Annotated in this window: 21 protein-coding genes and 1 pseudogene; 7 read left to right on the forward strand and 15 right to left on the reverse strand. The window is 55.4% G+C overall.

Annotated features, from left to right (window positions below; translation table 11 throughout):
* Window positions 1–129: 129 nt before the first annotated feature.
* The 5 genes and pseudogenes from E0L35_RS22180 to E0L35_RS22200 form a co-directional block, all read right to left on the reverse strand.
* Window positions 130–1,263 (reverse strand): annotated as a pseudogene (locus E0L35_RS22180) (IS66 family transposase); the annotation flags it as partial.
* Between the two features lie 46 nt (window positions 1,264–1,309).
* Entirely contained in the window at window positions 1,310–1,666 is a 357-nt protein-coding gene (gene tnpB / locus E0L35_RS22185; RefSeq protein ID WP_138801449.1) for an IS66 family insertion sequence element accessory protein TnpB, read from the reverse strand.
* A complete protein-coding gene (locus E0L35_RS22190) occupies window positions 1,663–1,875 on the reverse strand; it encodes a hypothetical protein (RefSeq protein ID WP_138801450.1) in 213 nt (70 codons plus the stop codon). The genes tnpB and E0L35_RS22190 overlap by 4 nt, the downstream gene beginning before the upstream one ends.
* Window positions 1,876–1,951: 76 nt before the next feature.
* Window positions 1,952–2,092, reverse strand: coding sequence for an AzlD domain-containing protein (locus E0L35_RS22195; protein WP_138801451.1), 141 nt, complete (start codon window positions 2,090–2,092; stop codon window positions 1,952–1,954).
* Window positions 2,089–2,811 carry an AzlC family ABC transporter permease gene (locus E0L35_RS22200; protein ID WP_138801452.1) on the reverse strand — a complete coding sequence of 241 codons (723 nt, stop codon included), beginning with the start codon at window positions 2,809–2,811 and terminating at the stop codon, window positions 2,089–2,091. The genes E0L35_RS22195 and E0L35_RS22200 overlap by 4 nt, the downstream gene beginning before the upstream one ends.
* Window positions 2,812–2,985: 174 nt before the next feature.
* Here E0L35_RS22200 and E0L35_RS22205 point away from each other — a divergent pair, with 174 nt between their 5' ends.
* From E0L35_RS22205 to E0L35_RS22225, 5 genes are read left to right on the forward strand one after another with little or no spacing between them, the layout of a single operon-like run.
* Window positions 2,986–4,122, forward strand: coding sequence for a C4-dicarboxylate TRAP transporter substrate-binding protein (locus tag E0L35_RS22205; RefSeq protein ID WP_138801453.1), 1,137 nt, complete (start codon window positions 2,986–2,988; stop codon window positions 4,120–4,122).
* Between the two features lie 56 nt (window positions 4,123–4,178).
* Complete coding sequence (locus tag E0L35_RS22210) at window positions 4,179–4,808, forward strand: TetR/AcrR family transcriptional regulator (RefSeq protein WP_138801454.1); 630 nt, start codon at window positions 4,179–4,181, stop codon at window positions 4,806–4,808.
* Window positions 4,805–5,305, forward strand: a complete 501-nt coding sequence (locus tag E0L35_RS22215; RefSeq protein ID WP_138801455.1) for a TRAP transporter small permease — start codon at window positions 4,805–4,807, stop codon at window positions 5,303–5,305. The genes E0L35_RS22210 and E0L35_RS22215 overlap by 4 nt, the downstream gene beginning before the upstream one ends.
* 10 nt (window positions 5,306–5,315) lie before the next feature.
* Window positions 5,316–6,623, forward strand: a complete 1,308-nt coding sequence (locus tag E0L35_RS22220; protein WP_022522415.1) for a TRAP transporter large permease — start codon at window positions 5,316–5,318, stop codon at window positions 6,621–6,623.
* 47 nt (window positions 6,624–6,670) lie between these two features.
* Window positions 6,671–7,897, forward strand: coding sequence for an amidohydrolase family protein (locus E0L35_RS22225; RefSeq protein ID WP_138801456.1), 1,227 nt, complete (start codon window positions 6,671–6,673; stop codon window positions 7,895–7,897).
* 131 nt (window positions 7,898–8,028) lie between these two features.
* Here E0L35_RS22225 and E0L35_RS22230 read toward each other — a convergent pair whose 3' ends face one another.
* Together E0L35_RS22230 and E0L35_RS22235 are read right to left on the reverse strand one after the other, a co-directional pair.
* Window positions 8,029–8,742 (reverse strand): Crp/Fnr family transcriptional regulator, encoded by a 714-nt coding sequence (locus E0L35_RS22230; protein ID WP_027958581.1) that lies wholly within the window; start codon window positions 8,740–8,742, stop codon window positions 8,029–8,031.
* Window positions 8,743–8,941: 199 nt separating this feature from the next.
* Window positions 8,942–9,652, reverse strand: coding sequence for a Crp/Fnr family transcriptional regulator (locus E0L35_RS22235; protein ID WP_138801457.1), 711 nt, complete (start codon window positions 9,650–9,652; stop codon window positions 8,942–8,944).
* A 576-nt stretch (window positions 9,653–10,228) separates the two neighbouring features.
* On the opposite strand from E0L35_RS22235, the gene E0L35_RS22240 reads away from it, so the two are divergent.
* Window positions 10,229–12,292, forward strand: coding sequence for a TonB-dependent siderophore receptor (locus E0L35_RS22240; RefSeq protein ID WP_138801458.1), 2,064 nt, complete (start codon window positions 10,229–10,231; stop codon window positions 12,290–12,292).
* 240 nt (window positions 12,293–12,532) lie between these two features.
* On the opposite strand, the gene E0L35_RS22250 is transcribed toward E0L35_RS22240, so the two are convergent.
* The gene (locus E0L35_RS22250; protein ID WP_138801459.1) at window positions 12,533–13,369 is read right to left on the reverse strand and encodes an ABC transporter ATP-binding protein; all 837 of its coding nucleotides are present in this window, start codon (window positions 13,367–13,369) and stop codon (window positions 12,533–12,535) included.
* A gap of 283 nt (window positions 13,370–13,652) precedes the next feature.
* Between E0L35_RS22250 and E0L35_RS22255 the strand changes: the two genes are divergently transcribed.
* The gene (locus E0L35_RS22255) at window positions 13,653–15,791 is read left to right on the forward strand and encodes a TonB-dependent receptor (RefSeq protein WP_138801460.1); all 2,139 of its coding nucleotides are present in this window, start codon (window positions 13,653–13,655) and stop codon (window positions 15,789–15,791) included.
* Window positions 15,792–15,876: 85 nt separating this feature from the next.
* On the opposite strand, the gene E0L35_RS22260 is transcribed toward E0L35_RS22255, so the two are convergent.
* From E0L35_RS22260 to sstT, 7 genes are all read right to left on the reverse strand, one after another.
* On the reverse strand, window positions 15,877–16,914 hold the full coding sequence (locus E0L35_RS22260) for an iron ABC transporter permease (RefSeq protein ID WP_027958563.1): 1,038 nt from the start codon (window positions 16,912–16,914) through the stop codon (window positions 15,877–15,879).
* Window positions 16,911–17,915 (reverse strand): iron ABC transporter permease, encoded by a 1,005-nt coding sequence (locus E0L35_RS22265; protein WP_138801461.1) that lies wholly within the window; start codon window positions 17,913–17,915, stop codon window positions 16,911–16,913. The genes E0L35_RS22260 and E0L35_RS22265 overlap by 4 nt, the downstream gene beginning before the upstream one ends.
* Complete coding sequence (locus E0L35_RS22270) at window positions 17,909–18,889, reverse strand: iron-siderophore ABC transporter substrate-binding protein (protein ID WP_249362176.1); 981 nt, start codon at window positions 18,887–18,889, stop codon at window positions 17,909–17,911. Before E0L35_RS22270 ends, E0L35_RS22265 begins: the two co-directional genes overlap by 7 nt.
* A 72-nt stretch (window positions 18,890–18,961) precedes the next feature.
* On the reverse strand, window positions 18,962–19,297 hold the full coding sequence (locus tag E0L35_RS22275) for an AzlD domain-containing protein (RefSeq protein WP_027958561.1): 336 nt from the start codon (window positions 19,295–19,297) through the stop codon (window positions 18,962–18,964).
* Window positions 19,294–20,034: an AzlC family ABC transporter permease gene (locus E0L35_RS22280; protein WP_138801462.1), complete on the reverse strand. Its 741-nt coding sequence runs from the start codon at window positions 20,032–20,034 to the stop codon at window positions 19,294–19,296. The genes E0L35_RS22275 and E0L35_RS22280 overlap by 4 nt, the downstream gene beginning before the upstream one ends.
* On the reverse strand, window positions 20,031–20,561 hold the full coding sequence (locus E0L35_RS22285; RefSeq protein ID WP_022522427.1) for an XRE family transcriptional regulator: 531 nt from the start codon (window positions 20,559–20,561) through the stop codon (window positions 20,031–20,033). The genes E0L35_RS22280 and E0L35_RS22285 overlap by 4 nt, the downstream gene beginning before the upstream one ends.
* Before the next feature lie 156 nt (window positions 20,562–20,717).
* The gene (gene sstT, locus E0L35_RS22290; protein ID WP_009288341.1) at window positions 20,718–21,938 is read right to left on the reverse strand and encodes a serine/threonine transporter SstT; all 1,221 of its coding nucleotides are present in this window, start codon (window positions 21,936–21,938) and stop codon (window positions 20,718–20,720) included.
* Between the last annotated feature and the right edge of the window lie 49 nt (window positions 21,939–21,987).

Here is a 21,987-nt window from a genome sequence, read left to right on the forward strand (position 1 = left end):
CAGCACGTCTTTGAGACGCTACCCTCTCTCAACGACGATGACCTCAACACGCTACTGCCCTGGCAGTGGAAAGAGACCTTACCGGTCTAGGCAATGACTGCCTAGATGGGGTTATTGGAGCGCTTACCCGTATAGCTTACGGATCTGGTTCAGCGCCCAGTCCGCTTTGCCGGTCTTGCCCTTGGGCTGCACCTTCTGGGCCTCGACGAACTTACGCCGGGCATGCGCCCAGCAGCCCGCATGGGTGATCCCATTACGGCGCACGACCTCGGCGTAGCCTTCATAGCCATCGGTGATTAAGCGCCCCGCATAGTCGCCTAGCAGATCAACGGGCACCCGTCCGGCGCGGCTGGCCGCGTAGTCAAACAAGACCACCTGCTGGCCCGGCGGGCCACCGCGCTGCACCCACATATACGAGGTGGCACTGGCGGCACGATCCGCTTCTTGATTAACCTGGAGCGTCGTCTCATCCATGTGGATCAGCGGGGCGTTTAAGAGGTGTTGGCGCAACGTGTCGATCAGCGGGATGATCCGTTCTCCCACCTGCACCATCCAGCGTGCCAGGGTATTGCGGGGGATCTCGGCGCCATGGCGGGCAAAGATCTGGCTTTGCCGATACAGCGGTAGTGCGTCCTGGTATTTAGCCGTCGCGATATAGGCGAGCAGCGTGGCGCTGGCATTGCTCTTGGGCAACAGCTTGGCCGGCGCTGGGGCGGTGTTAACGCCCTCTTCGCACGTCGGGCAGGCATATTTGCGTCGCACATGACGGATCACCTCGATCCGGGCGGGCACCACATGCAGTTCCTCACTGACCTCTTCACCGATCACCTTTTGCGCGGTGCCGTCATCGTGGCAGTGGCGAGCATGATCGGGCAGTTCATGGACGACCTCGACACGCGGGAGTTCTGGCGGTAGCGCAACACGCCCGCCGCGCGTACGACGCTTAGCGGGCGTGGCGGTGTCGATAACCACGTTATCAACGGCGGCGCCGTTCTCCGATGCATCGTCCCCTTCCTCGTCAACCGCCACTTCCGCCTCATTGATCAGAAGATCCCGCTGGTCGACACGGTACTTTTCAGTGGAGGGGCCGAACTGACGCTCCAGGGCAAGCCGGAACTGTTCAAACAGCGACTGTTTGGTGGCTTCCCACTGCGCTTCCTTTTTCTCCATCAACGCCAACAGCCGCGCATTTTCAGCGTCAGCAGCGGCCAGCTTGCGCTCAAGCTGGGTAACCGTAGATGAGGAGGAAGCGGCGTTTTTCATACCGTTTAGTGTACCAAAAACGTCTCTAAAATAGGAGAGCTTACGGCTAGCCAACCCGCTGAAAATCCAGCGCTTTGTGAGGCTTCATGGCCTTCAAATCGTAGCCATCCAGCAGCCAGTTAAGCTCTTGACCGGTTAACGTCACGGTCTCACCATTAAGGTGCGTTGGCCATTTAAACCGCTCACGTTCTAAGCGCTTGTACCACACCACAAAGCCGTTACGTTCCCAGAACAGCAGTTTCACTTTATCGCGCTGACGATTACCGAACACGAACAGCGCTTGATCAAACGGGTTCAAGGCCATGGCTTCCTGTACCAACAGCGCCAAGCCATCAATTTGCTTGCGCATATCGACGGGTTCTCGGCACAGGTACACCTGCAGATCAGTGCCGGGTCGAATCATGCGACCACCTCCACCGCGACAAACCGAGCGGGACGACAACGCGGTGGCACGGGAAACCCCTGCACGATTAACCGATTTTCCCACGCCATCAGGTCGGCTAAGGTCACGGCTTGCGCTTCAGCATACGCGCTTAACGGCATCTGCAACGCGGCGGCATAAGACAGGTGCCCTAACCAAAATGCTTGAGTGGAATTGAGGTCGCGACTCATGATGATCTCCAAAGCAAAAGAGACCATCAGTGTGATCAGCCTACGTTAATGTGGGTAGATGGGTTTTATGGCGCGCTTACGCATCGACGAATCGCCGGACGCGTGGGCCTAGCGGTACATGCGACATGACCAGTAGCCCCAGCACTCTGGAGCCATAAGCAATTACCACCATTAGCATGATGGCTATCAACGACTGCCACACGGGTGAAGAGCTCATGAGGCGCTTTCCCTTAACCAGTGCCCGGGTAACAATACGGCCACTACGCCACCGGTAATGGCACCCACCATCACATGTAGGTAAGGCGGCAACCACCAGTACGCCATTAATGCACTTGCCGCTGCGGCTAACCAGGGTAGGGCCATTGCTGCTCGTGGGTTTCCACCGACAACGATCATCAACAAAAAGCACAGCATGATCACATCAAGGCCGAAGCGTTCAGGCTCGGTAATGCCCCCACCAAAGGCTAGCCCTATCGCAGTACCTCCGACCCAGGCGCCCCACAGCGCGATACCGCCACCTAGAAGAATGCCCAGGTTTCGCTCGCCGCGCTGATACTCTCCCAGCGCCATTGCCCAGTTGGAGTCGGTTAGCAGAATCACCATCGCGAATTGCTGGCGTTGAGGTAACGCCTTGAGCCAGGGGTAGAGCGCCGCACTCATCAGCGTATGCCGGGTATGAATCGCGAGTGTGACCGCTACCAGAGCAAGCAGTGGCAGAGGCGAATGCCACATCTCTAGGGCAGCAAATTGCGATGGAGCCGCGAAGACAAACAGGCTCATTAGCATCGCTTCCCAGCCGGCCAACCCTTGGTGCACGGCGGCTACGCCAAACGCCAATCCAAACGCGATCGTAAAAACCGCCAAAGGTAGCATCATACGAATCCCTCGCCAGGTACCCGCAATATCCAGCCGAGTAGGATTTTCTTTTATTTTCATTGCTTAACCTTTCTATGCGAAGCAGGCCGTATCAAAAACAAACAGACCTGCTTGTTTTTTTATTATTTGAAGTCTAGATTGAATTATGTGCACGCGCCACAGCTGGTGACGTGTCAACAAGATGAAACAATACAACAGAAAAAAACAGCCGATTAAATCGGCCCAGGAAACTATATGAACTTCACTCGTAATACGCTGACACTCGCCGTTGGAGCGCTGGTCTTGCCTGTTGTTGCTTCTTCGGCCCATGCCGCAACTTCCTTTATTGCCAATTCGTTCTACGACCAACAACATCCCCACTCCCGTTACGGTTACATCGAGTGGGCAGAAATGGTCAAGGAACTCTCGAACGGCGAACTGCAACCCGAGGTTTATACCGGCACCGTACTGCTGGCACCACGGGCTAACCTGCAGGGTATCCAGGATAACGTGGTTCAGGTTGCTCACCATGCGGCTATCTACACGCCTTCTGAAATGCCGGTCGCGAATGCCGTGCAGGAGTTGGGGTTTAACTATGATGACCCGCTGATTGGCATACTGGCGGTGACAGACTTCAGCCTTAATAATCCCACTCAGCTAGCCGAGTGGGAGGAGCTGGATATTGTCTACCTGGGCGCCTATAACACGCCTTCCTATGTGCTGTTCTGCCGCGAGCCAGTCCGAAACCTGGAAGAGCTACGCGGTAAACGTATTCGTACGGCTGGCTCGACTGTTTCCGCCTGGGTCGAGCAAGCCGGGGGAACGCCCGTCAATGTGCCTTCCAGTGAGATGTATAGCGGCCTCGATCGTGGCTCGTTGGACTGTGCCTCTAATGCGGCTAACGACTTGATTGACCGGTCATTGTGGGAGGTTGCCGAGCACACCACGCTGCTGCCTACCGGCATGTATTGGTCTGGCCCTCAGTGGGGCTTCAATTCGGGCTTCTGGGCTAGCCTCAACGATGAGGAACGCGATGTCTTCAAAGAAGCGACGGCCAAAGCAATGACCCGCATGATTGTCCAGTACCTCGGCGCTTCTGAAGCCGCACTGGAAGAAGCCGCCTCCCACGGCAACAACATCTACGAGCCCGAAGAGGATCTGATGGCTTCCGTGGAGGCTTTCCGCGATGAGGCCTTGGCCAATGTCTACGATAAGGCCCGCGATGAGTATGGCGTTGAAGACCCGGAAGCGCTGATTGATGATTTTATCGCGACCTACGAAAAGTGGGATGCCTTAGTCAGCGAGGTTGATCGCGAAGACGAAGAGGCACTGGCCGAACTGGCCATGCAAGAAATCTACAATAAGCTTCCCGCAGACTACGGAATCTATTAACGCTGGAACACTTAGGCCGCCGCATTGAGGCGGCCTAGGCCAAATAAGGGTTCGCTATGACGAAGCGACAGAATCAAGAAGAACGCTCACGCCAAACCCAGGCTCGGGTGACGCAAGCGACTATCGAGTGCATTCTCGAGAAGGGCATTCGTGCCACTTCAACCGTGGATGTCGCACGTCTGGCGGGCGTTTCCCGTGGCGCTTTAGTTCACCACTATCCTTCTAAGACATTATTGATGCAGGCGGCGCTTGAGGACTTGCTGAGTCGCGAAGTCGAAAGCGTAAGAGAGATGGCCGTGAAGGTTAAAGCGGGTGAGCTTAACTTTGACAGCCTGCTTAAAGCGCTGCATGAGCACTTCAAGGGTGACCTTTATATGGTGACTCTCGAATACCTCACTAATGCGCGAACCGACCCCGATATCATGAAAGTGCTGATACCGCTGGCAGCAAAGTTCAATGACTCTTTGGAGCAGATTTGGGAGCAGTTAGTCGCCAGTTCCAAGCACACTTCACATCAGAATCGCGTCGCCCTGAACGCCACCTTGTGCATGATGCGAGGTATGGGGGCGCAAAGCATTTGGCGTGATGACCCTGAACTCTACCGCGATATGCTGCTGTTCTGGAAAGAGACGCTTCTGGAGCTGGGTTTTTCTGCCTCAGATGCGAAGAGGAGTGAGCCTGTATGATCGCCAGACACGTGGAGTCGTTGAGCCAGTGGATCGCCAAAAGTGCCATGGTGCTGGCGGCACTGTTTCTGGTGCTTATGGCGCTGCATGTCTCACTTGATGTAGGCCTGCGCTATTTATTCGGAAAGTCGTTTACCGGCACCTTGGAGTTTGTCTCTTTTTACTACATGGTCGCCGTCGTCTTTCTGCCGCTCGCTTATGTGGAGCTTCAGCGGGAACACATCAGCGTGGATGTGTTGGTGGGAAGGCTCCCGCCGGTAGCCCAACTGACGCTTTACCTATTTGCCAGCACCCTTGGGCTCCTCTATTTCGGCATGCTCTGTTACCAGAGCTATCTAGATGCAGTGCGCGCTACGGTTCGAATGGAAACGGCCATGGCCAACTTCACCTTCTACCTATGGCCCAGCCGCTGGGCGTTACCGGTTGGCTTTGCAGCTATGTGCCTGGCCATCCTCGCCAACATGATTAAGGCGCTGCAACAACGCCAAGCCCTGTAGGAGTTTCCTAATGAGTAATATCGAGATAGGTGTGGCAGGCATTGCCATCGCCTTGGCCCTGATCGCCCTGCGCGTGCCAATCGGCGTTGCGCTGGGGTTGGTGTCGATCATTGGCATTGGTGAAATGACCAGCATGCGTGTGGCCTGGGGAATGATTTCTGCCACTCCGTTTGACTTTGCAGGTACCTGGGAACTGACTGCGGCACCTATGTTCCTGTTTATGGGCTATTTGTGTACCAGCACCAATATGACCCAAGGTCTGTTTCATGCCATGCGCCTTTATCTGGCGCGCTTGCCAGGCGGCCTGGCTGTTTCCAGTGTTATGGCCTCTGCCTTCTTTGCTGCAGCCTCCGGCTCTAGCGTCGCAACATCGGCGGCCATGTCGCGGATTGCCGTGCCCGAAATGCTCAAGCATAACTACGACAAGGGGCTGGCCACCGGTACCGTCGCCGCATCTGGAACACTCGGCTCGCTGATTCCCCCAAGCGTGTTGCTGGTGCTCTATGGTGTTTACGCCCAGGTGTCGGTGGGTCAGCTGTTTATGGCGGGTTTCATTCCCGGTGTGCTTTCAGCGCTGCTTTATATCGCCATGATCATGGTGCGAACCAAGCTTAACCCCAGTTTGGCGGGCAACACGGATGTACGCTCTAGCTGGGACGAGAAGTGGGATGCCTTTAAGCATATCTGGCCGTTGCCGTTGCTGATCGGCTCAGTTCTTGGCGGGATTTTTCTGGGTGTTTTCTCACCTACCGAAGCAGGGGCGGTGGGTACCTCCATTGCCGCTCTGATCGCCTTGGCACGTCGCACGCTAACCTTTTCAGCCATTCGGGAAGCGCTGATTCGCACGGCGGTGAGCACGGCAAGCATCTTTATTATTCTCATCGGGTCACTGTTTTTTACCCGCTTTCTAGCCATGAGTGGCGTGCCCGCTGCTTTCTCCGAAATAATCCTCGGTGTCAGTACCGAGACCTGGTGGATCATTCTCGCGGTGGCAGTGATCTATCTTGTGCTGGGTATGTTTATCGACTCCATTGGCTTACTGCTCCTCACTCTGCCGTTAATTCTGCCCTTAGTGGAAGGCGCAGACCTCAACTTGATCTGGTTCGGCATCATCGTCGTAAAGCTGCTTGAAGTGGGGCTGGTCACTCCGCCTATCGGGCTCAATGTGTATGTCATCAAAGGTGCCTTGGGCAATAGCGTCACCCTGTCTGAAGTCTTTAAGGGCGTCGCCTGGTTCATCGTCATGGATATTGTTGCCCTATTGCTAATCGTGCTGATTCCAGCGCTTTCGCTTTACCTTCCGCAAAAGATGTTTTAACGCCACTCTCACAAGAACTCTCACAAGAACACTCACAAGGAATACTCATGACAACGACACGCTTTATTAATGCTAACGTCATCGACACGCGCAACGGAAAAGTACTCGCCAACCAGCAGGTGCGTATTCAGGATGGCCGTATCGTCGATGTGAGCGATTCGCCGCTAGAGGGCAGTGATGATCACGTCATCGATATTCAAGGCCACTTCCTGATGCCCGGTCTGGTTGATTCGCATGTGCACGTCACGGCAATTACACCCAATTTTGCTCTGCTTGAGACACTTTCGCCTTTCTATGTCGGTGCCAAATCAAGCGAGCTGCTGGAAGCTATGTTGATGCGCGGATTCACGACCGTGCGCGATGCTGGCGGTGCAGATTACGGTCTAGCCAAGGCTGTCGATGAAGGTGCCCTGGTCGGCCCGCGCATCATGTACGCCGGGAATGCACTCTCCCAGACCGGAGGCCATGCTGATATGCGCGGCCCAGGCCAACAAACCTTTGAAGGCTGCTTCTGCTGCGCGGGTCTAGGTCGTGTTTGCGATGGTGTAAGCGAAGTACGCCGGGCCGCACGGGACGAGATCAGAAAGGGTGCCACCCAGATCAAGATTATGGCGTCTGGCGGCGTTTCTTCACCTACCGACCGTATCGACAGCACGCAATTTTCGCTTGAGGAAATTGATGCCATTGTGGAAGAAGCCTCCGCCGCCAATATTCATACCATGGCACATGCCTATACGGCGCGCGCTATCAACCGGCTTATCCCCAGAGGCGTCAAGACCATTGAGCACGGCAACCTTATGGACGAGGAGAGCTGTCGGCTATTCCTTGAGTACGACGCTTACCTAACGCCGACTCTCTGCACTTACGATGCCTTAGCGAAGGAGGGCGTCGAAGCGGGCATGGCCGAGCACCTACAACGCAAGGTTTATGATGTGCTGGATGCTGGCGGTAAGGCACTGGAAATGGCTCAACAATACGGTGTCAAGATGCTATACGGCTCTGATCTTCTTGGCCGGATGCAACGCCATCAACTCAACGAATTTCATTTACGCAAAGATGTAGTGCCCACCGACGAGCTGATTCGTGCAGCCACTAGCCACGCCGCCGACGCTTATGGTCACACCGGCGATTTTGGCGAGATTATCCCAGGCGCAAGGGGAGACGTAATCGTGCTTAAAGACAATCCTTTGGACGATATTAATGTTCTTACTCAGCCCGATGAGCAGCTCATGCTAATTATGAAAGGGGGAGTAGCTTACAAAAATGTTCTGTAGTCAGGCTTAATGCTGCTTAATAAAACGCTGCGTAATGAAGAGGCCAGCCAATGGCCTCTTTACCTAGCCCGTTGGCGTTACAGAGGAAGGGGGCTTATTAAATGCTTGATCAAGCGTTACGCTTCCTTTCTTTATATCACCGGTAACATTTTGGCGTATAACGCGCAATCATCGCTATAGCAATCGCAGGACGCCTCGATTAGGCCTAGTCGATCAAGCACCGTGATGGTTCCACGCTGGTAACGGATTAGGCCTCGCGCCTGCAGGGCTATCGCCGCCAGGGTAATGCCTGCACGTCTAACCCCGAGCATCATGGCCAGAAACTCATGAGTCAGATTCAACTGATCGGTACCCGCGCGATCCTGAGTTATCAGCAGCCAGCGGGCGAGGCGCTCTTCAATCCGGTGGAAGTGATTACACGCCGCGGATGTCGCCAGTTGCTTCATCACGACATAGATATATCGCTTTAGTCGCTGATGTAATACTGGGCTACCGGGTAGTAGCTGCTGAAAGCTTTCAGCAGTCATGCGTAGAGCCGAACCAGCCCCTTGAACCAGCGCGAGTAGCGGCGCCTCATCAATGCCTAGTGCTAATGAGCTACCCAGCATTCCTTCCCGGCCCGCCATCGCGACTTCCAGCCGTTTGTCAGTATCGATGACGACAATCAGTGAAATGAAGCTATCGATGGGAAAATAGACGTGGGTAAATGTCTCTGTGGGCTGTAGCAGTACTTCACCAAAGCTAAGCTCCACGGTGTCGCAGGCAGCCATAAAGGCATTTCGCTCGACTTCCGGCAGCTCAACAAGGAGTTGATTGGCAGCGGGAACGTTCAAAATAGACGTCATGTGCCTCTCCGGTTATAAGAACCTGGCAAACGGCACAATGAAGGTGTAAATCATTTTGATGTCGGCTGCAGATAGGCCATCATCAGCGTTATTGACGGACTATGCGCATATTAACATTGGGTAAATCACTCGTCGGCACGCTAGCGTACATAACGTTGGAATGGTGTTTACGGGTAGATTGATAGTAGGGATTGAAGGATTACATTACGTCATGGTGGTTGAGTAGGCGGTCGTACTCGCGCTTAACCACCGCGTAACACTCGCAGACCCGATTCTCTAGCCCAGGCCTGTCAATGATGGTGATATGCCCGCGGTTGTAGGAAATCAGCCCTGCTCGCTGGAGTTTCCCTGCGGACTCGGTCACGCCTTCGCGCCGCACGCCCAGCATATTGGCAATTAACTCTTGGGTCATAATCAATTTATCGCCCGGTAGCCGGTCGAGGCTGAGTAGCAGCCAGCGGCATAGCTGCTGATCGACGCTGTGATGGCGGTTGCATACCGCTGTCTGTGCCATCTGCGTCAGCAAGGCTTGGGTATAGCGCAGAAGTAGTCGCTGCATAGGGCCCGCGCGATAGAATTCGTTTTTGAGTAATTGCCCCTTAAGGCGGTAAGCCTTCCCTGCACTCTGCACAATCGCTCGGCTGGGGGTGGTCTCTCCGCCCATAAACAACGAAACGCCCACCACTCCTTCATAACCCACTACGGCAATTTCCGTCGAGGCACCATCTTCCATTACGCACAGCAGTGAGACGATAGAATCCAATGGGAAATAGACATGGCTCATTTGCCGGCCGGATTCGCTGAGTGACTGACCCAAGGACAATGTAACCTGCTCAAGATGAGGCAACAGATGCGCAAGGTCTTCTTCGGGTAATAAGCCAAGCAGAGCGTTCTGCTGGAGTTCTAGCATCGCACCTCTCCCCCTGTTGTTGGCTGTCGCGCAGCTTTTGATCAAAATTGTCTGAGTAAGATGTTATTTTCTAATGTTTTTTACTGTTATCACAAATTTTTATACAGATATCGTTTTAGTATAGGCTATCGGCAGGCCAACTCAGTACGCTAACGTACATAAGCCTCTTGGAACAGGCTTAGAAACGACGTGTTGTATAAGAGAGAATCGTTGGAGAGGGATAGTTATTGCAGGAGTTTTTCACCCCCATGTTCGCCAGCGCACAGCCAACAGATAGTTAACTGTTTAATGTAGATATAAGTGTGGCAACGGAAATGCCTAAACAGGACGTTGCACTTTGCGCTGCAGGGAACGCAGCGCCTCTCTTCTCAAATCTCAACTGCTAAAGCATCTAAGCAGTTGAGATGCATTGGGTACAGTCTGTTGGTATCGCCTTCAGTCAACGTGGAAAATCCCCGCATTAGGCCATTGAAAGCAACTATTCAAAAGCGCTATCATGAATGCTAATAACAACGATTATCATGATGCTTATTTCTCTGCTTCCTCTTTGCTCCTAATTCCAACTGAGACTCTATCATGCCTCGTCTGCCGTTTGCCCGTCGTCCTTTGGCGCGCTCAATTTCCGCACTGATCCCCGTCACTGCGGCGCTTTTTTGCGCATCTGCCTATGCTCAGGAAGAAACCACTTCCAACGATACCGTGGTGGTTACGGCCACGGCACTGAAAGTCGATACCCTGCTAGTAGAGACGCCACGTCCGGTCTCAAGCGTTGACCGTGAAGAACTGGAAGCCCGTAACGTCCAACAGCTAGATGAAACGTTCCGCTATCGTGCGGGCGTGTTGTCGGGCCATTACGGTAGCGATAACAATACCGATTGGCTCAAGGTGCGCGGTTTTGATCAATCGACTTACCAAGATGGTCTGCGAATCTACCGCGAAGGGTTTTATCAGTGGCTACCCGAGCCTTATGGTTTGGAGCGTATCGAGGTATTTAAAGGGCCTTCATCGATTCTATACGGTGAGGCACCTCCTGGGGGCTTGATCAATGCGGTCAGTAAGCGTCCGACTGAGACGCCTCAAGGGGAGGTTAATTTACAGCTCGGCAACCGCAACCACCGCCAAGTCGGCATCGACACCAGCGGGCCGCTGGGAGAGTCAGACGATGTGCGCTATCGCTTGGTGGGATTATACAAAGAGCGCGACGGTGATTTAAACGCCACGGATAACGAGCGCTACTATTTTGCGCCGAGCCTGGCGGTTGATCTTAGTGAAGATACTACCGTTACCTTTTTAGCCAGCGTGCAAAAAGATGATGGCGTTCCCGTTAATGGCTTTAAGCTGCCCTATGGCACTGTGGAAAACACCCCCTTTGGCCGCATAGACCCACAGACCAACTTGAGCGAACCTGGATACGACCAGGATAAACGCACTCAGTGGGGGCTTGGTTATGAGCTTCGCCACGCTATTAACGATACCTGGTCGTTTGAGCAAGACCTGCGCTACAGCGAACTGGACTTAGAGCTACGCAGCACCTACGCACTCTCCATGGTTGATGATCGCCGCGCATCCCGTGGACTGGTTTATCGCGATGGTTCCATTGATAGCTGGACGATTGATAACCGCATGGTGGGTACTTGGTACGGTGATCGCACCGAGAATACGCTGCTGCTGGGTGTTGATTACCAAAACTTGAGCCTGCGTGGCCAGGAAGGGGATAACTATGCGTTCGGCGAGCCGATTGATATCTTTAACCCAACCTACGGTAACTTTACGCCGATTGCAGAAGAAGATCTGCTAACTCGGGAAATCGATAAAGAGCAGACCGGTCTGTATGCCCAAAACCAGCTGCGTATCGATGACCGCTGGGTGCTGCTGGGCGGCGTACGCTACGACCAAGCGGAAACTGATAACCGTAATCAAACCGCAGGAACCACTCAGCGCTCAGATGACGACCAAGTGTCTTGGTCAGGTGGCGCAATGTATCTGGGTGATAACGGTGTTAATCCTTACGTTAGCTACACCGAGTCATTTGATCCAGTGGGCCGAGTTGACGATGCGGGCGACCTGTATGATCCCCGTGAAGGTCGTCAGTGGGAAATAGGCGCTAAGTTGGCGCCATTCGACTGGGATGGCTATGTAACGGCGGCAGTTTTTGATCTGGAAGAGACCAATACTCTAGTGACCTCTCCAGCAGGCTTCCAGGTACAAGAGGGCAAGCGTACCTCTCAAGGCTTTGAGCTGGAAGGGGTGGGTTATATTACCGATGCGTTAAAAGTCACCGCGGCCTACACCTACACCGATGCTCGTCTGGAAGGCGATGAGCGTGCGCCGTTAATCCTGCGCCACCAAGCATCAACTTGGTTGGATTACGCCTTCACCGGCGGCGCGTTAAACGGCGTGACCCTAGGTGGCGGTGTGCGTTATGTGGGCAGCACTGTTGATACCAGCGTCGCCGACAACACAGTAGTGGATAGTTACACTCTGGTCGATGCCATGGTGGGCTATGAGTTTGCTGACGGTTGGCAGGCCCAGGTCAACGTCAACAACCTCACCGATAAAGAGTACGTGGCCAGCTGTGAATACTGGTGCTATTACGGTGAATCCCGCAGTGTGATTGGCAGCGTGAAATATAGTTGGTAAGGCCCAGTGCAAACCACAACGCCCGGTCATATAGGTCGGGCGTTTGCGTATCTGGGGTATGCTTTAGGGTCTGAGGATCTTTTCAGCGTATGCCATGATTGCATTGAGGATAGGTGAATGGCGACTATTACAGTGCGTAATGTAGATGATGAACTCAAAGCACAGCTCCGCATTTAAGCGGCTAGCCATGGTCACTCTATGGAGGAAGAGGTGCGGCTTATTCTTTCTCGATCCGCAGCGTTATTGCACAACTGTCTCCGTTTTCGCAATGGATTGGCTGCGTTTCCGTGGCACACAAATCGGGCTGCCGCTTTCGGGGTCGTGGATCACATGGGCATCCAGGTCGAACACGCGCTTAAGGTTGGTGGCGGTAAAGACCTTGCTGGGTGCGCCGCTGGTAACGATACGGCCATCGGACATCATTACTAAATGATCAGCGTAGGCGGCGGCCAGGTTTAGATCGTGGAGCACCAGTAGCAGGGTGCGGCCTTTCTCATGGGCCAGGCGCGAAAGCAGTTCCAGCAAATCCACCTGTACCTTCAGATCCAGAAAAGTAGTGGGCTCATCAAGCAGAATCAGATCGGTTTGTTGAGCCAGCACCATGGCAATCCAGCAGCGCTGGCGCTGGCCGCCGGAAAGCGCATCGACATTGCGTTCGGCAAACTCTGTCACGTGGGTATAAGCCATGGCTTCACGAATAGCAGCGGCGTCTTGCTGAGCATTTTTTTGCCACAACCCCTGATGTGGAAAACGGCCCATCCCCACCAACTGCTTTACGCTCAGCCCCTCAGGCGCTACCGGGCCTTGGGGCAGAATCCCCAGGCGCTTGGCGACCTCCCGCGTTTTGCTGCGATGGATATCCTTGCCGTCCAAATACACATGCCCGCCACTAGGCGTAAGCGTGCGGGCAAGCGTTTTCAGCAGCGTCGACTTGCCACTTCCATTCGGCCCCAAAAGCACCGTGAGCTTGCCTTCCTCAATCGCAATATCGACACCATCCAGTACACGTCGAGTGTCATAGCCCGCGTGCAGGGCTTCGCCCGTCAAGCGAGGTAGCTGATGAGAAGGCTGGGTCATGAATGTGCTCATTAGGGTTGTTTAAGCAGGCAGAACCGTAAGCCAAAATATTCTCATTTTCAATACTTGCCATTGCTCAGCAAGTAATTGCTCACTGTCTCTAAGCGTCAGCCGCAGAAGAAATGTGGGGTAAGAGAGGTGAGGAGTCGTGTCGTTATCCTGAACAGTTCGTTCTGCTTGAGTAGACCTCTGTGATTTATATGCATAAAATAATCATTATTATTTAGATGTAGATTACGTTTTCAGAGTAGGGTTCACTCAAAAGCAGGGGGATAAAAACTAGATGTACACTAAGAAACGCCAGGTATTTTGGCCTACGGTGACGCTTGCCGGTTTGGTAGCTGCCAGCCATGCTTATGGGCAGGAGTCTGCTGCCACAGGATCGCAAAGCGGCGCCAATGATGCCGACTCGACCATGGTGGTGACGGCCACCCGCAGCCATAGCGAAGCGGGCCAAACACCGCAGCGGGTTACGATCATTACCCGTGAACAGATCGAACAGCAGCTAGCGATTACTGATGACCCGGGCCAGGTGCTCAGTAATCTTATTCCCTCTTACTCCCCCAGCCGCCAAAAGCTCTCCAACGCGGGCGAGACATTCCGCGGCCGCGATGCCCTGTTCCTGATTGACGGAGTGCCGCAGTCCAATCCCCTGCGCGACAGCTCGCGGGATAGCTATACCATTGACCTTTCCATGGTAGAGCGTATTGAAGTCATCCACGGGGCCAGCGCCGAGCACGGTTTAGGTGCGACCGGCGGCTTGATCAACCTGGTGACCCGGCGTGCCGAAGGCGGGGGCATTAGCCAACACGCGGGCATTAGCCTGACCATGGATGATGATCTCCAGTCGGATGGGCTAGGCAACAAGCTGGACTACCGCATTAGCGGCCAGCAAGGCGACTGGGATTTCGTTGCCGCAGCGACGCGTCAGGAGCGCGGGGTTTTTTACGATGGCAACGATGAGGTGGTCGGTATTGCCTACCCAGGCGAGCTGCAAAACTCGGAAAGCTACGATCTTTTCGGCAAGCTGGGCTACTGGATCGACGACAACCAGAATGTTGAGTTCTCGCTGAATCACTTCGATTTGGAAGAGGGCAACGACTACGTACCGGTCACCGGGGACCGCTCCGCAGGTGTTCCCACCACGGCACGCAAAGGCCGTCGTGACGGCGAGCCTGGGTTCAACGAAGTGACCTCGGCGCGGCTTTCCTACTCTCACGCTGACTGGTTTGGCAACGAGCTGGACGCCCAAGTGTATCGTCAGCGCTTCCGTGCACGCTTTGCCACTACGCCATTTTTCCCTTATCTGGATAGTGCAGGGGATACCCAGTATGACCAGACACGCAATGAATCTGACAAAACGGGCGCCAAATTCACCTTGAACCGTGACGGCATGCTGGACGACCGTTTGGGGGTGACGGTTGGTTTGGACGTGCTGGAAGACGAAACAAGCCAGATGCTGGTGCATACCGGGCGTACCTACGTGCCGGAAAGCCGTTATCGTAATTTGGCTCCTTTTCTGCAGGGCCAGTTTAAGCTCGCGGATCCGCTCACGCTGCACGCCGGGGTGCGTCACGAGTATGCCGAACTTGATGTGGATACCTTCCAAACAATTGATCGCAGCAATGTCACTCAAGACAACGTTACCGTTGATGGCGGCAATCCCAGCTTCGATGAGACGCTTTACAACGTCGGCTTAACCTATCAAGCCACTGATTGGGCTCAGCTGTATGCCAACTACTCGGAAGGGTTTGGCATGCCCGACGTGGGCCGAGTGCTGCGCGGTATTGGCACGGCGGGCCAGGATGTGGATACCCTGCTGCAACTTCAGCCTATTGTTACCGATAACCGGGAAATCGGCGCGCGTTTTGACTGGGATGGCTACGGGCTAGAGATTAGCTACTATGAGTCCAATTCGGATTACGGCCAGCGGCTTACCGAGCAGAATGGTACCTGGGTAGGCAGCCGGGAGAAGACCGAGATCCAAGGCGTTGAGATTACCGGCGACATGCAGGTGGCAGACAAGCACGATCTATCGCTCTCCTATGCCCACACTGAGGGCAAGTCTGATCAGGATGGCGATGGCAGTGTGGATACCAAACTCACCGGTATCAATATCGCCCCGGATACGCTCAAACTGGGCTGGAGCGCTACCTGGAACGACCGTATCTCCACGCGCTTGCAGGGTAGTTACTATTTCGATCGAAGCGTCGATAATCCTGAACTTGATTTTGACGGCTACGGCTTAGTGGATGCTTCTCTAGCTTATCGCCTGCCCACCGGCAGGGTGTCAGTAGGTATCGAAAACCTCACCGATGAGGATTACCTCACTTACTACTCTCAAGCCGCACGCATCAGCGATGAGTACTACTTCACTGGGCGGGGCCGCACTTTCACTCTGGGGTACCAGCTGGATTTCTAGTCAGCCGCTTTCTATTTTCTATGTTTTGTGCTCGATACTGTTTGGCGGCGCCTTTGGGGCGCCGCTTTTTTTTCGTCAATTCGCTCTAAAAGCGAGCTCGCGATCTATGCAGTAAATAAACGAAGAAGGGCGCGCCTATCCCGGCAACAAAGATGCCCGCAGGTAAATCTTTGGGCAAAAACGCTACCCGGCCCAGCAGGTCGGCGTAAAGCACTATCAAGGCGCCGACCAACGCTGATGTAGGCACCAGGCGTGCCATGTTCCGCCCCACCAGCCTAGCGGCCAGGTGGGGGGCAATTAATCCCACAAAGCTTAAGCCACCGGCAAAAGCCACAGCGGCACCTGCCAGCGCCACGCTGCAGGCCAGCAATACCAATCTGCTGCGCAGAATCGCCACCCCAAGCCCTTCGGCAACGCTATCACCCAGGGCCATGGCATCCGCATGGCGGGCGAAGAGTAGGCTGATAGGCACCGCGACGACTAACCACGGCAATAGGCTCCACACATCGTCCCATTGCGCCGCGTAAAGGCTGCCGGTTAGCCATACATAGGCGGTCATGGCGGCAGAGTCATCGCTGATCACGATTAACAGGGTGGTGCCAGCGCCCATGGCCGCGGCCAGGCCAATGCCGACCAGTACCATGCGCGATGGGCTAACACCGTTTTTCCAGGCCAAGCTCACCACCAGCAGTGCAGAAACCAGTGCTCCCAGCATGGCGGCAACGGGCAGCCAGTGAATGCTAAGGGTCGAACTCAATAGGGATAAGAACACCACCGCCGCCAGCGCCGCACCGCTGGTAATGCCGATGACATCCGGGGAGGCCAGCGGGTTACGCACAATGCTTTGCAGAATCGCTCCCGCGATTGCCAGGGCGGCGCCGACCAATACCGCTAGAGCGATGCGCGGAAGGCGCAGCTCCCAAATAATAAAGGTAATATCACTACTTAGCGGGGCTGCTAGTGCATTTAGCACCTGCAGCGGTGGTGTGGGAAAACTGCCTAAACAGAGCGACAGCCCGGCGCTTGCTAGCAATAAAAGGCTTAGCATCAGCAGGCGACGTAGTAAGCGATTACTGTCGCTTTTTGCTTCGCTGTTAAGGTTTAACGTGGCGTCTGCTCTCATTGGCCAGCCATCTTGCGTCGTGCCAGATAGATAAAGAAGGGCGTGCCGATCAGCGCGGTCATCACACCGACCGGAACCTCTTGGGGTGGCATTAAAAAGCGCGAGCCAAGATCGGCCAGCAGCAGCAAACAGGCACCCAATAGCGCGCAGGCTGGCAGCAGCCAGCGATGGTCGATGCCAAATAACCCCCGCGCCATATGGGGCACAATCAGGCCCACAAACCCGATCATGCCCGCCAGCGCTACGGCGCTGCCCGCCAGCACAATCACAATCAGCCCGAGCAGCAGCTTGATGGTGGTGGCCTGCATGCCCAGCCCGGTGACCATGTCATCGCCCAGTAACAGTGCATTGGCGTGATGTACCAGCAGTGCGCTGAGCAGCAGTGCTCCGCCGAAGAGCGGCAGTAAGGGCGCTACCAAAGAGAGGTCGCGCCCCGACACTGAGCCCGCCAGCCAGTAAAGCACGCTTTCAAAACTTTGCTGATCAATCACCAACAGCCCTTGGCTGAACGACACAAACATTGCCGTCACTGCTACACCTGCCAGCACGACCCGCAGAGGGGAGAGCTCACCGTGGCGGCCGCGGCTAAGCACCACCACCAGTATGGCCGCAACGAGTGCCCCTAATAGCGCGGCCCATACGTAGTGAGCGGGTGTGTGCAGCGGCAATAGCGAAACTGCCACCACCACAAAAAACATCGCGCCGGCGTTAATGCCCAGAATGCCCGGCGACGCCAGCGGGTTGCGCGTCATGGTCTGCATCAGCGCCCCGGCAATGGCTAAGCTGGCGCCCACTAGAGCGGCAATTACCGCACGGGGTAAGCGCTCAGTTAAAAGAATGATGTGGGCGATGTTGGTAGGATCGTAATGGACGAGCGAGCCATACAGAGAGGAAAGGGAGGTCTCCGTTGTGCCTAACATCACGCTGGCGAAAAAGGCGCTTAGTGCCACCAGCACGCCGAGTAGCAGGCCAATACTTTTTGCGGCAGTACTGTTTAGCATGAAGCAGGCTCCCCACGGCCACTGGCGTGAGGCAGGCAAGCCTGATGCGGCGCCGCTTCGGGTTGCAACAGCCCGTAGTGACTATACAGATCATCCAGCATGGCGTTGGCCGCCAGTATGCCGCCACCCATCATCCAACTCACCGGCTCAACTTCAAATACGCGCCCGCTTTGTACCGCTGACAGCTGTTGCCAGAGTGGGTGGGAGGCCCAGTGTTGGTAATTATCTGCAATAGCGGGGTCATCGGGCTCAAGCAGAATAAAGAGGGCATCGGCATCCAGCACCGGAATGTTTTCAGTACTGGAAAGCTTCATTCCCCAACTCTGGCTTTGCAGTGTATCCGGCTGATTAAAGCCCAGCTCATCAAGAATCGAGCCTGCAAAGCCGCTGGTATAGATGCGCACGTGGTCGCTTTTAAACCGCACCACGGCCACTTTTTGCGGCCACTCGCTGCTCAACTTGGCGGCGATCTGCTGGCGAAAGTCGGCGACACGATCATCCCATTGCTCAAGCAGCTCATTTGCCTGCGCTTCGCGGCCAGTAGCATTGGCCACCATGTTCAGCGTGGTCTTGAAGTTAAACACTGTCGGGGCAGATACAGTGGGGGCGATGGCCTCCAATAGCGGCGCTATTCGCGCATGGCGAAAGTCGCTGGCAATGACCAAGTCAGGATTAAGCCAGGCAATCTTTTCCAGATTGGGTTGGGTTTCCAGCCCCACATGCTCGACGCTATCAAGCGCATCGCGCAGATAGCGGTACATGGGCTTTTCCAGCCAGGAATCGACTACGCCAATAGGCGTCAGTCCAAGGGCTACGGCGCTGTCGGTAGCCCCCTGGTAAAGCGTCACAATGCGTGGCGGTTCCGGGGGGCTGCTCGGTGTGTCAGCGGCTGCTATAAAGGGCATTAGCGCCGCCTGCGTTAACAGCAACACACTCATAAAAACCTTCTTGCGATGGGTGTGTGCTTTTAACATTAATGTCACTTTACGATTGGCTCGGACTTAAGAGCCGGGATGATGGCATGACGTAAAGGCTAATGCAAAGCATTACCAAATGAAGGCCGCGACCTCAACTATCCCAAATACCGCGACGCCGGCCGCGACCGGCCAGCCAAGTGAGCGTACCCGCGACCAGACCAGCAGCGTGACAGAAAGCCCGATGGCGGTGGCGATCCAGGAAACAGCGCTTGGGTTAACCGGTACAATGGATACCCCCAGCACGGCGGCAATCATCAGTGGGCCAAGAATACCCAGCCACTGGGGCATGTTATTAAGGCCACTTTCGCTGTTGAGGCGGCGCTGCATCCATAAAAAAGGCACTACCCGCATCAGCAACGTGCCAATGGCAGAAACCGCGACCGCTATCCAAAGTGCAGTGCTCATGATTCACGCCTCCTGTTGGTGGCGAATCTTTGCGTATAGAACTGCGTGGAGTAGAAGCACAGCGCGCCGCAGGCGGCGGCTAAGGGAATCGCCACGTTGCTCCAGCCGACCAGGGTCAAACACAGCGCCGCTAAAATGGTGCAGCCCATGGCGACTGCCCAACGCTTGTCGGTAAAGCGCGGCGCCACCATGGTCAAAAACAGCGCGGGCAGCGCGAAGGGCATAATCTCACCCAGCAGCGGCCAGCGGGCGGTGAAGGCCTCACCGGCGGTAGCGCCCACCGCGGTGCCAATTATCCAGGCGCCCCAGGCCAGCAGTGATGCGCCCAAAAACCAGCTAAAACGCTTTACCTCAGGCAGTTGGGGCAGCCGGGTTAGGGCCAGTGCAAACACCTGGTCGGTGAGGCCGTGCATTAACCAGGGCCAGTGGCGGCTGCGCGGCAGTAACGCCGCCAGGTTAGGGCCGTACACCACATGGCGCACGTTAATCAGCAGCGTCATCGCTACCACCAGCCACAGCGGGGCGCCGGTGGCGATCATACCGACAAATAGAAATTGCGAAGCACCGGCGTAAATCAGCGCTGAAATAGCCGTGGCCTCCAGCGTGCTAAAGCCGGCCTGGGTGGCGACTAAGCCAAATGACAGCGCCACGGGAATGTAGCCGCCCAATAGTGGGATGGCTTCTCGCACGCCCTGCAGCGCGCTACGAACAGGAGAGTGGCTGGCAGCTTGGCTCATGATGTTTGGCCTTCCAAACCATAGGTGATGGTCATCATCAACGTGGCCTCCGCTTCGTGGGTACGGTAAAGGTGCGGTTGATCGGCGGCGAAGGTGATGGCCTCTCCCGGTGTCAGTACCGTGGTTGCCCCTTCGGGCCCCGCTTCCAGCCAGCCGCTGATCAGCGTGAGTGATTCACGGGTGCCGGGTGTATGGGCTTCAGCATGACGCAATGTATGCGGTGCGCAGCGCATCCAGTAGGCGTCCACCTGAGGGGAATCCTTGCCTTGATCGATTAAACGCACCTGTACGCCATCTTCACCCAGCGGCACGCTGATTGGCGCTACCAGAGTGCCGAAAGGCACATTGAGCTGCACCGCCAGCCGCCAAATGGTATCCAGGGTCGGATTGCCGTTGCCTTGTTCAAGGCGACACAGGTTGGATTTGGCAATCCCCGCCTCATTGGCTAACTGCGACAGTGACCAGCCCCGCTCCAGGCGAAGTGCTTGAAGGTGCTGGCCCAACGTGTTGAGTGAGAGCTTATCCATAAGGCTGTCCGCTGTTCTTTATATAGAACGTTCTATATAAGGAACGTTCGTCTGTCAATGGCCTCGCTCGGCAACAATAGCCTTATTCGGAAGTGGCACCCTCTAGCGGCGGCGCGCTGGGAGTATGCCTAATGGGGCACTATGCCCCGGGCAGTGCTAGTTGTTCGCTTCCTTGGAGCGGCAGGCCGCTGCAGTAAACAGCACATCGGTAGAGGAATTGAGCGCAGTTTCGGTGGAGTCCTGTACCACGCTGATCACAAAGCCAATCGCCACCGCCTGCATGGCCACTTCCGTGGGAATACCGAACAGGTTGGCGGCCATGGGAATCAGCATCAGTGAACCGCCCGCCACGCCTGAAACGCCGCAGGCCGCCAGCGCTGAAACCACGCAAAGTAGCAGCGCCGTGGGAAAGTCGACGCTAATGCCTAGCGTATGAGTGGTCGCCAGAGTGATGACAGTAATGGTGATGGCTGCGCCACACATATTGATCGTTGCACCCAACGGAATGGAAATGGAGTAGGTGTCAGGGTCGAGCTTTAGGCGGCGGCAAAGCTCCAGGTTCACGGGGATATTCGCGGCCGAACTGCGGGTGAAAAAGGCAGTAATCGCACTACCGCGCAGGCACGTAAACACCAGGGGATAAGGGTTTTGCCGGGTGGTGAAGTAAACCAGCAGCGGGTTGCTAACCAGCGCGACAAACAGCATACAGCCCACGATCACACCCAGCAGTTGGGCGTAGTTGAGCAGCGACTCAACGCCGGATTCTGCCAGCGTGCCTGCCACTAAACCAAAGATACCCAGCGGCGCTAAACGAATCACCAGTGTCACAATGCGGGTGATCGCTGCGGATAAATCGCTCAATGCTTGGCGGGTGGTATCGCTGGCTTGGCGCAGCATTAAACCCAGGCCGATAGCCCAGGCCAAAATAGCGATAAAGTTAGCCTCCATCAGCGCACTAACCGGGTTGGCAACCGCGTTTAGCAGCAGGTCGCGTAGAACGCTAAAAATATCCCCGGGCGGGTTGCCGTCAACTTGCCCCAAATCTAACGTAAGCTCCGTGGGAAACAGGAAGCTGGCTGCCACTGCAATGAGCGCGGCGATCAGCGTGCCCACCACATAGAGCACCAGCACGGGGCGAATATGGGTGGGTTGACCTTTTTGATGAGCAGAGATCGCAGCGGCTACCAGTACAAACACCAAAATGGGCGCCACTGCCTGCAATGCGGCGATAAAGAGCTGGCCAAGTAGGGCCACGTCGCTTGCAATGCCCGGTGAAAACAGGGCGAGCACTACCCCGGCAACGATACCGATTAAAATCTGCGGGATAAGGCCCAGCCGAATAAGTGGCCGGAAAACGGTGCGGGCGGTGGCGATCATTGCGCAACTCTCAGGTAGTAAAAGGTGGGTGGCGTATCGGCGTTTAGCC

Origin of the sequence: Halomonas sp. ATBC28, assembly GCF_005937175.1 — a bacterium.
In the GTDB taxonomy this organism is placed as follows: Bacteria; Pseudomonadota; Gammaproteobacteria; order Pseudomonadales; family Halomonadaceae; genus Vreelandella; species Vreelandella titanicae.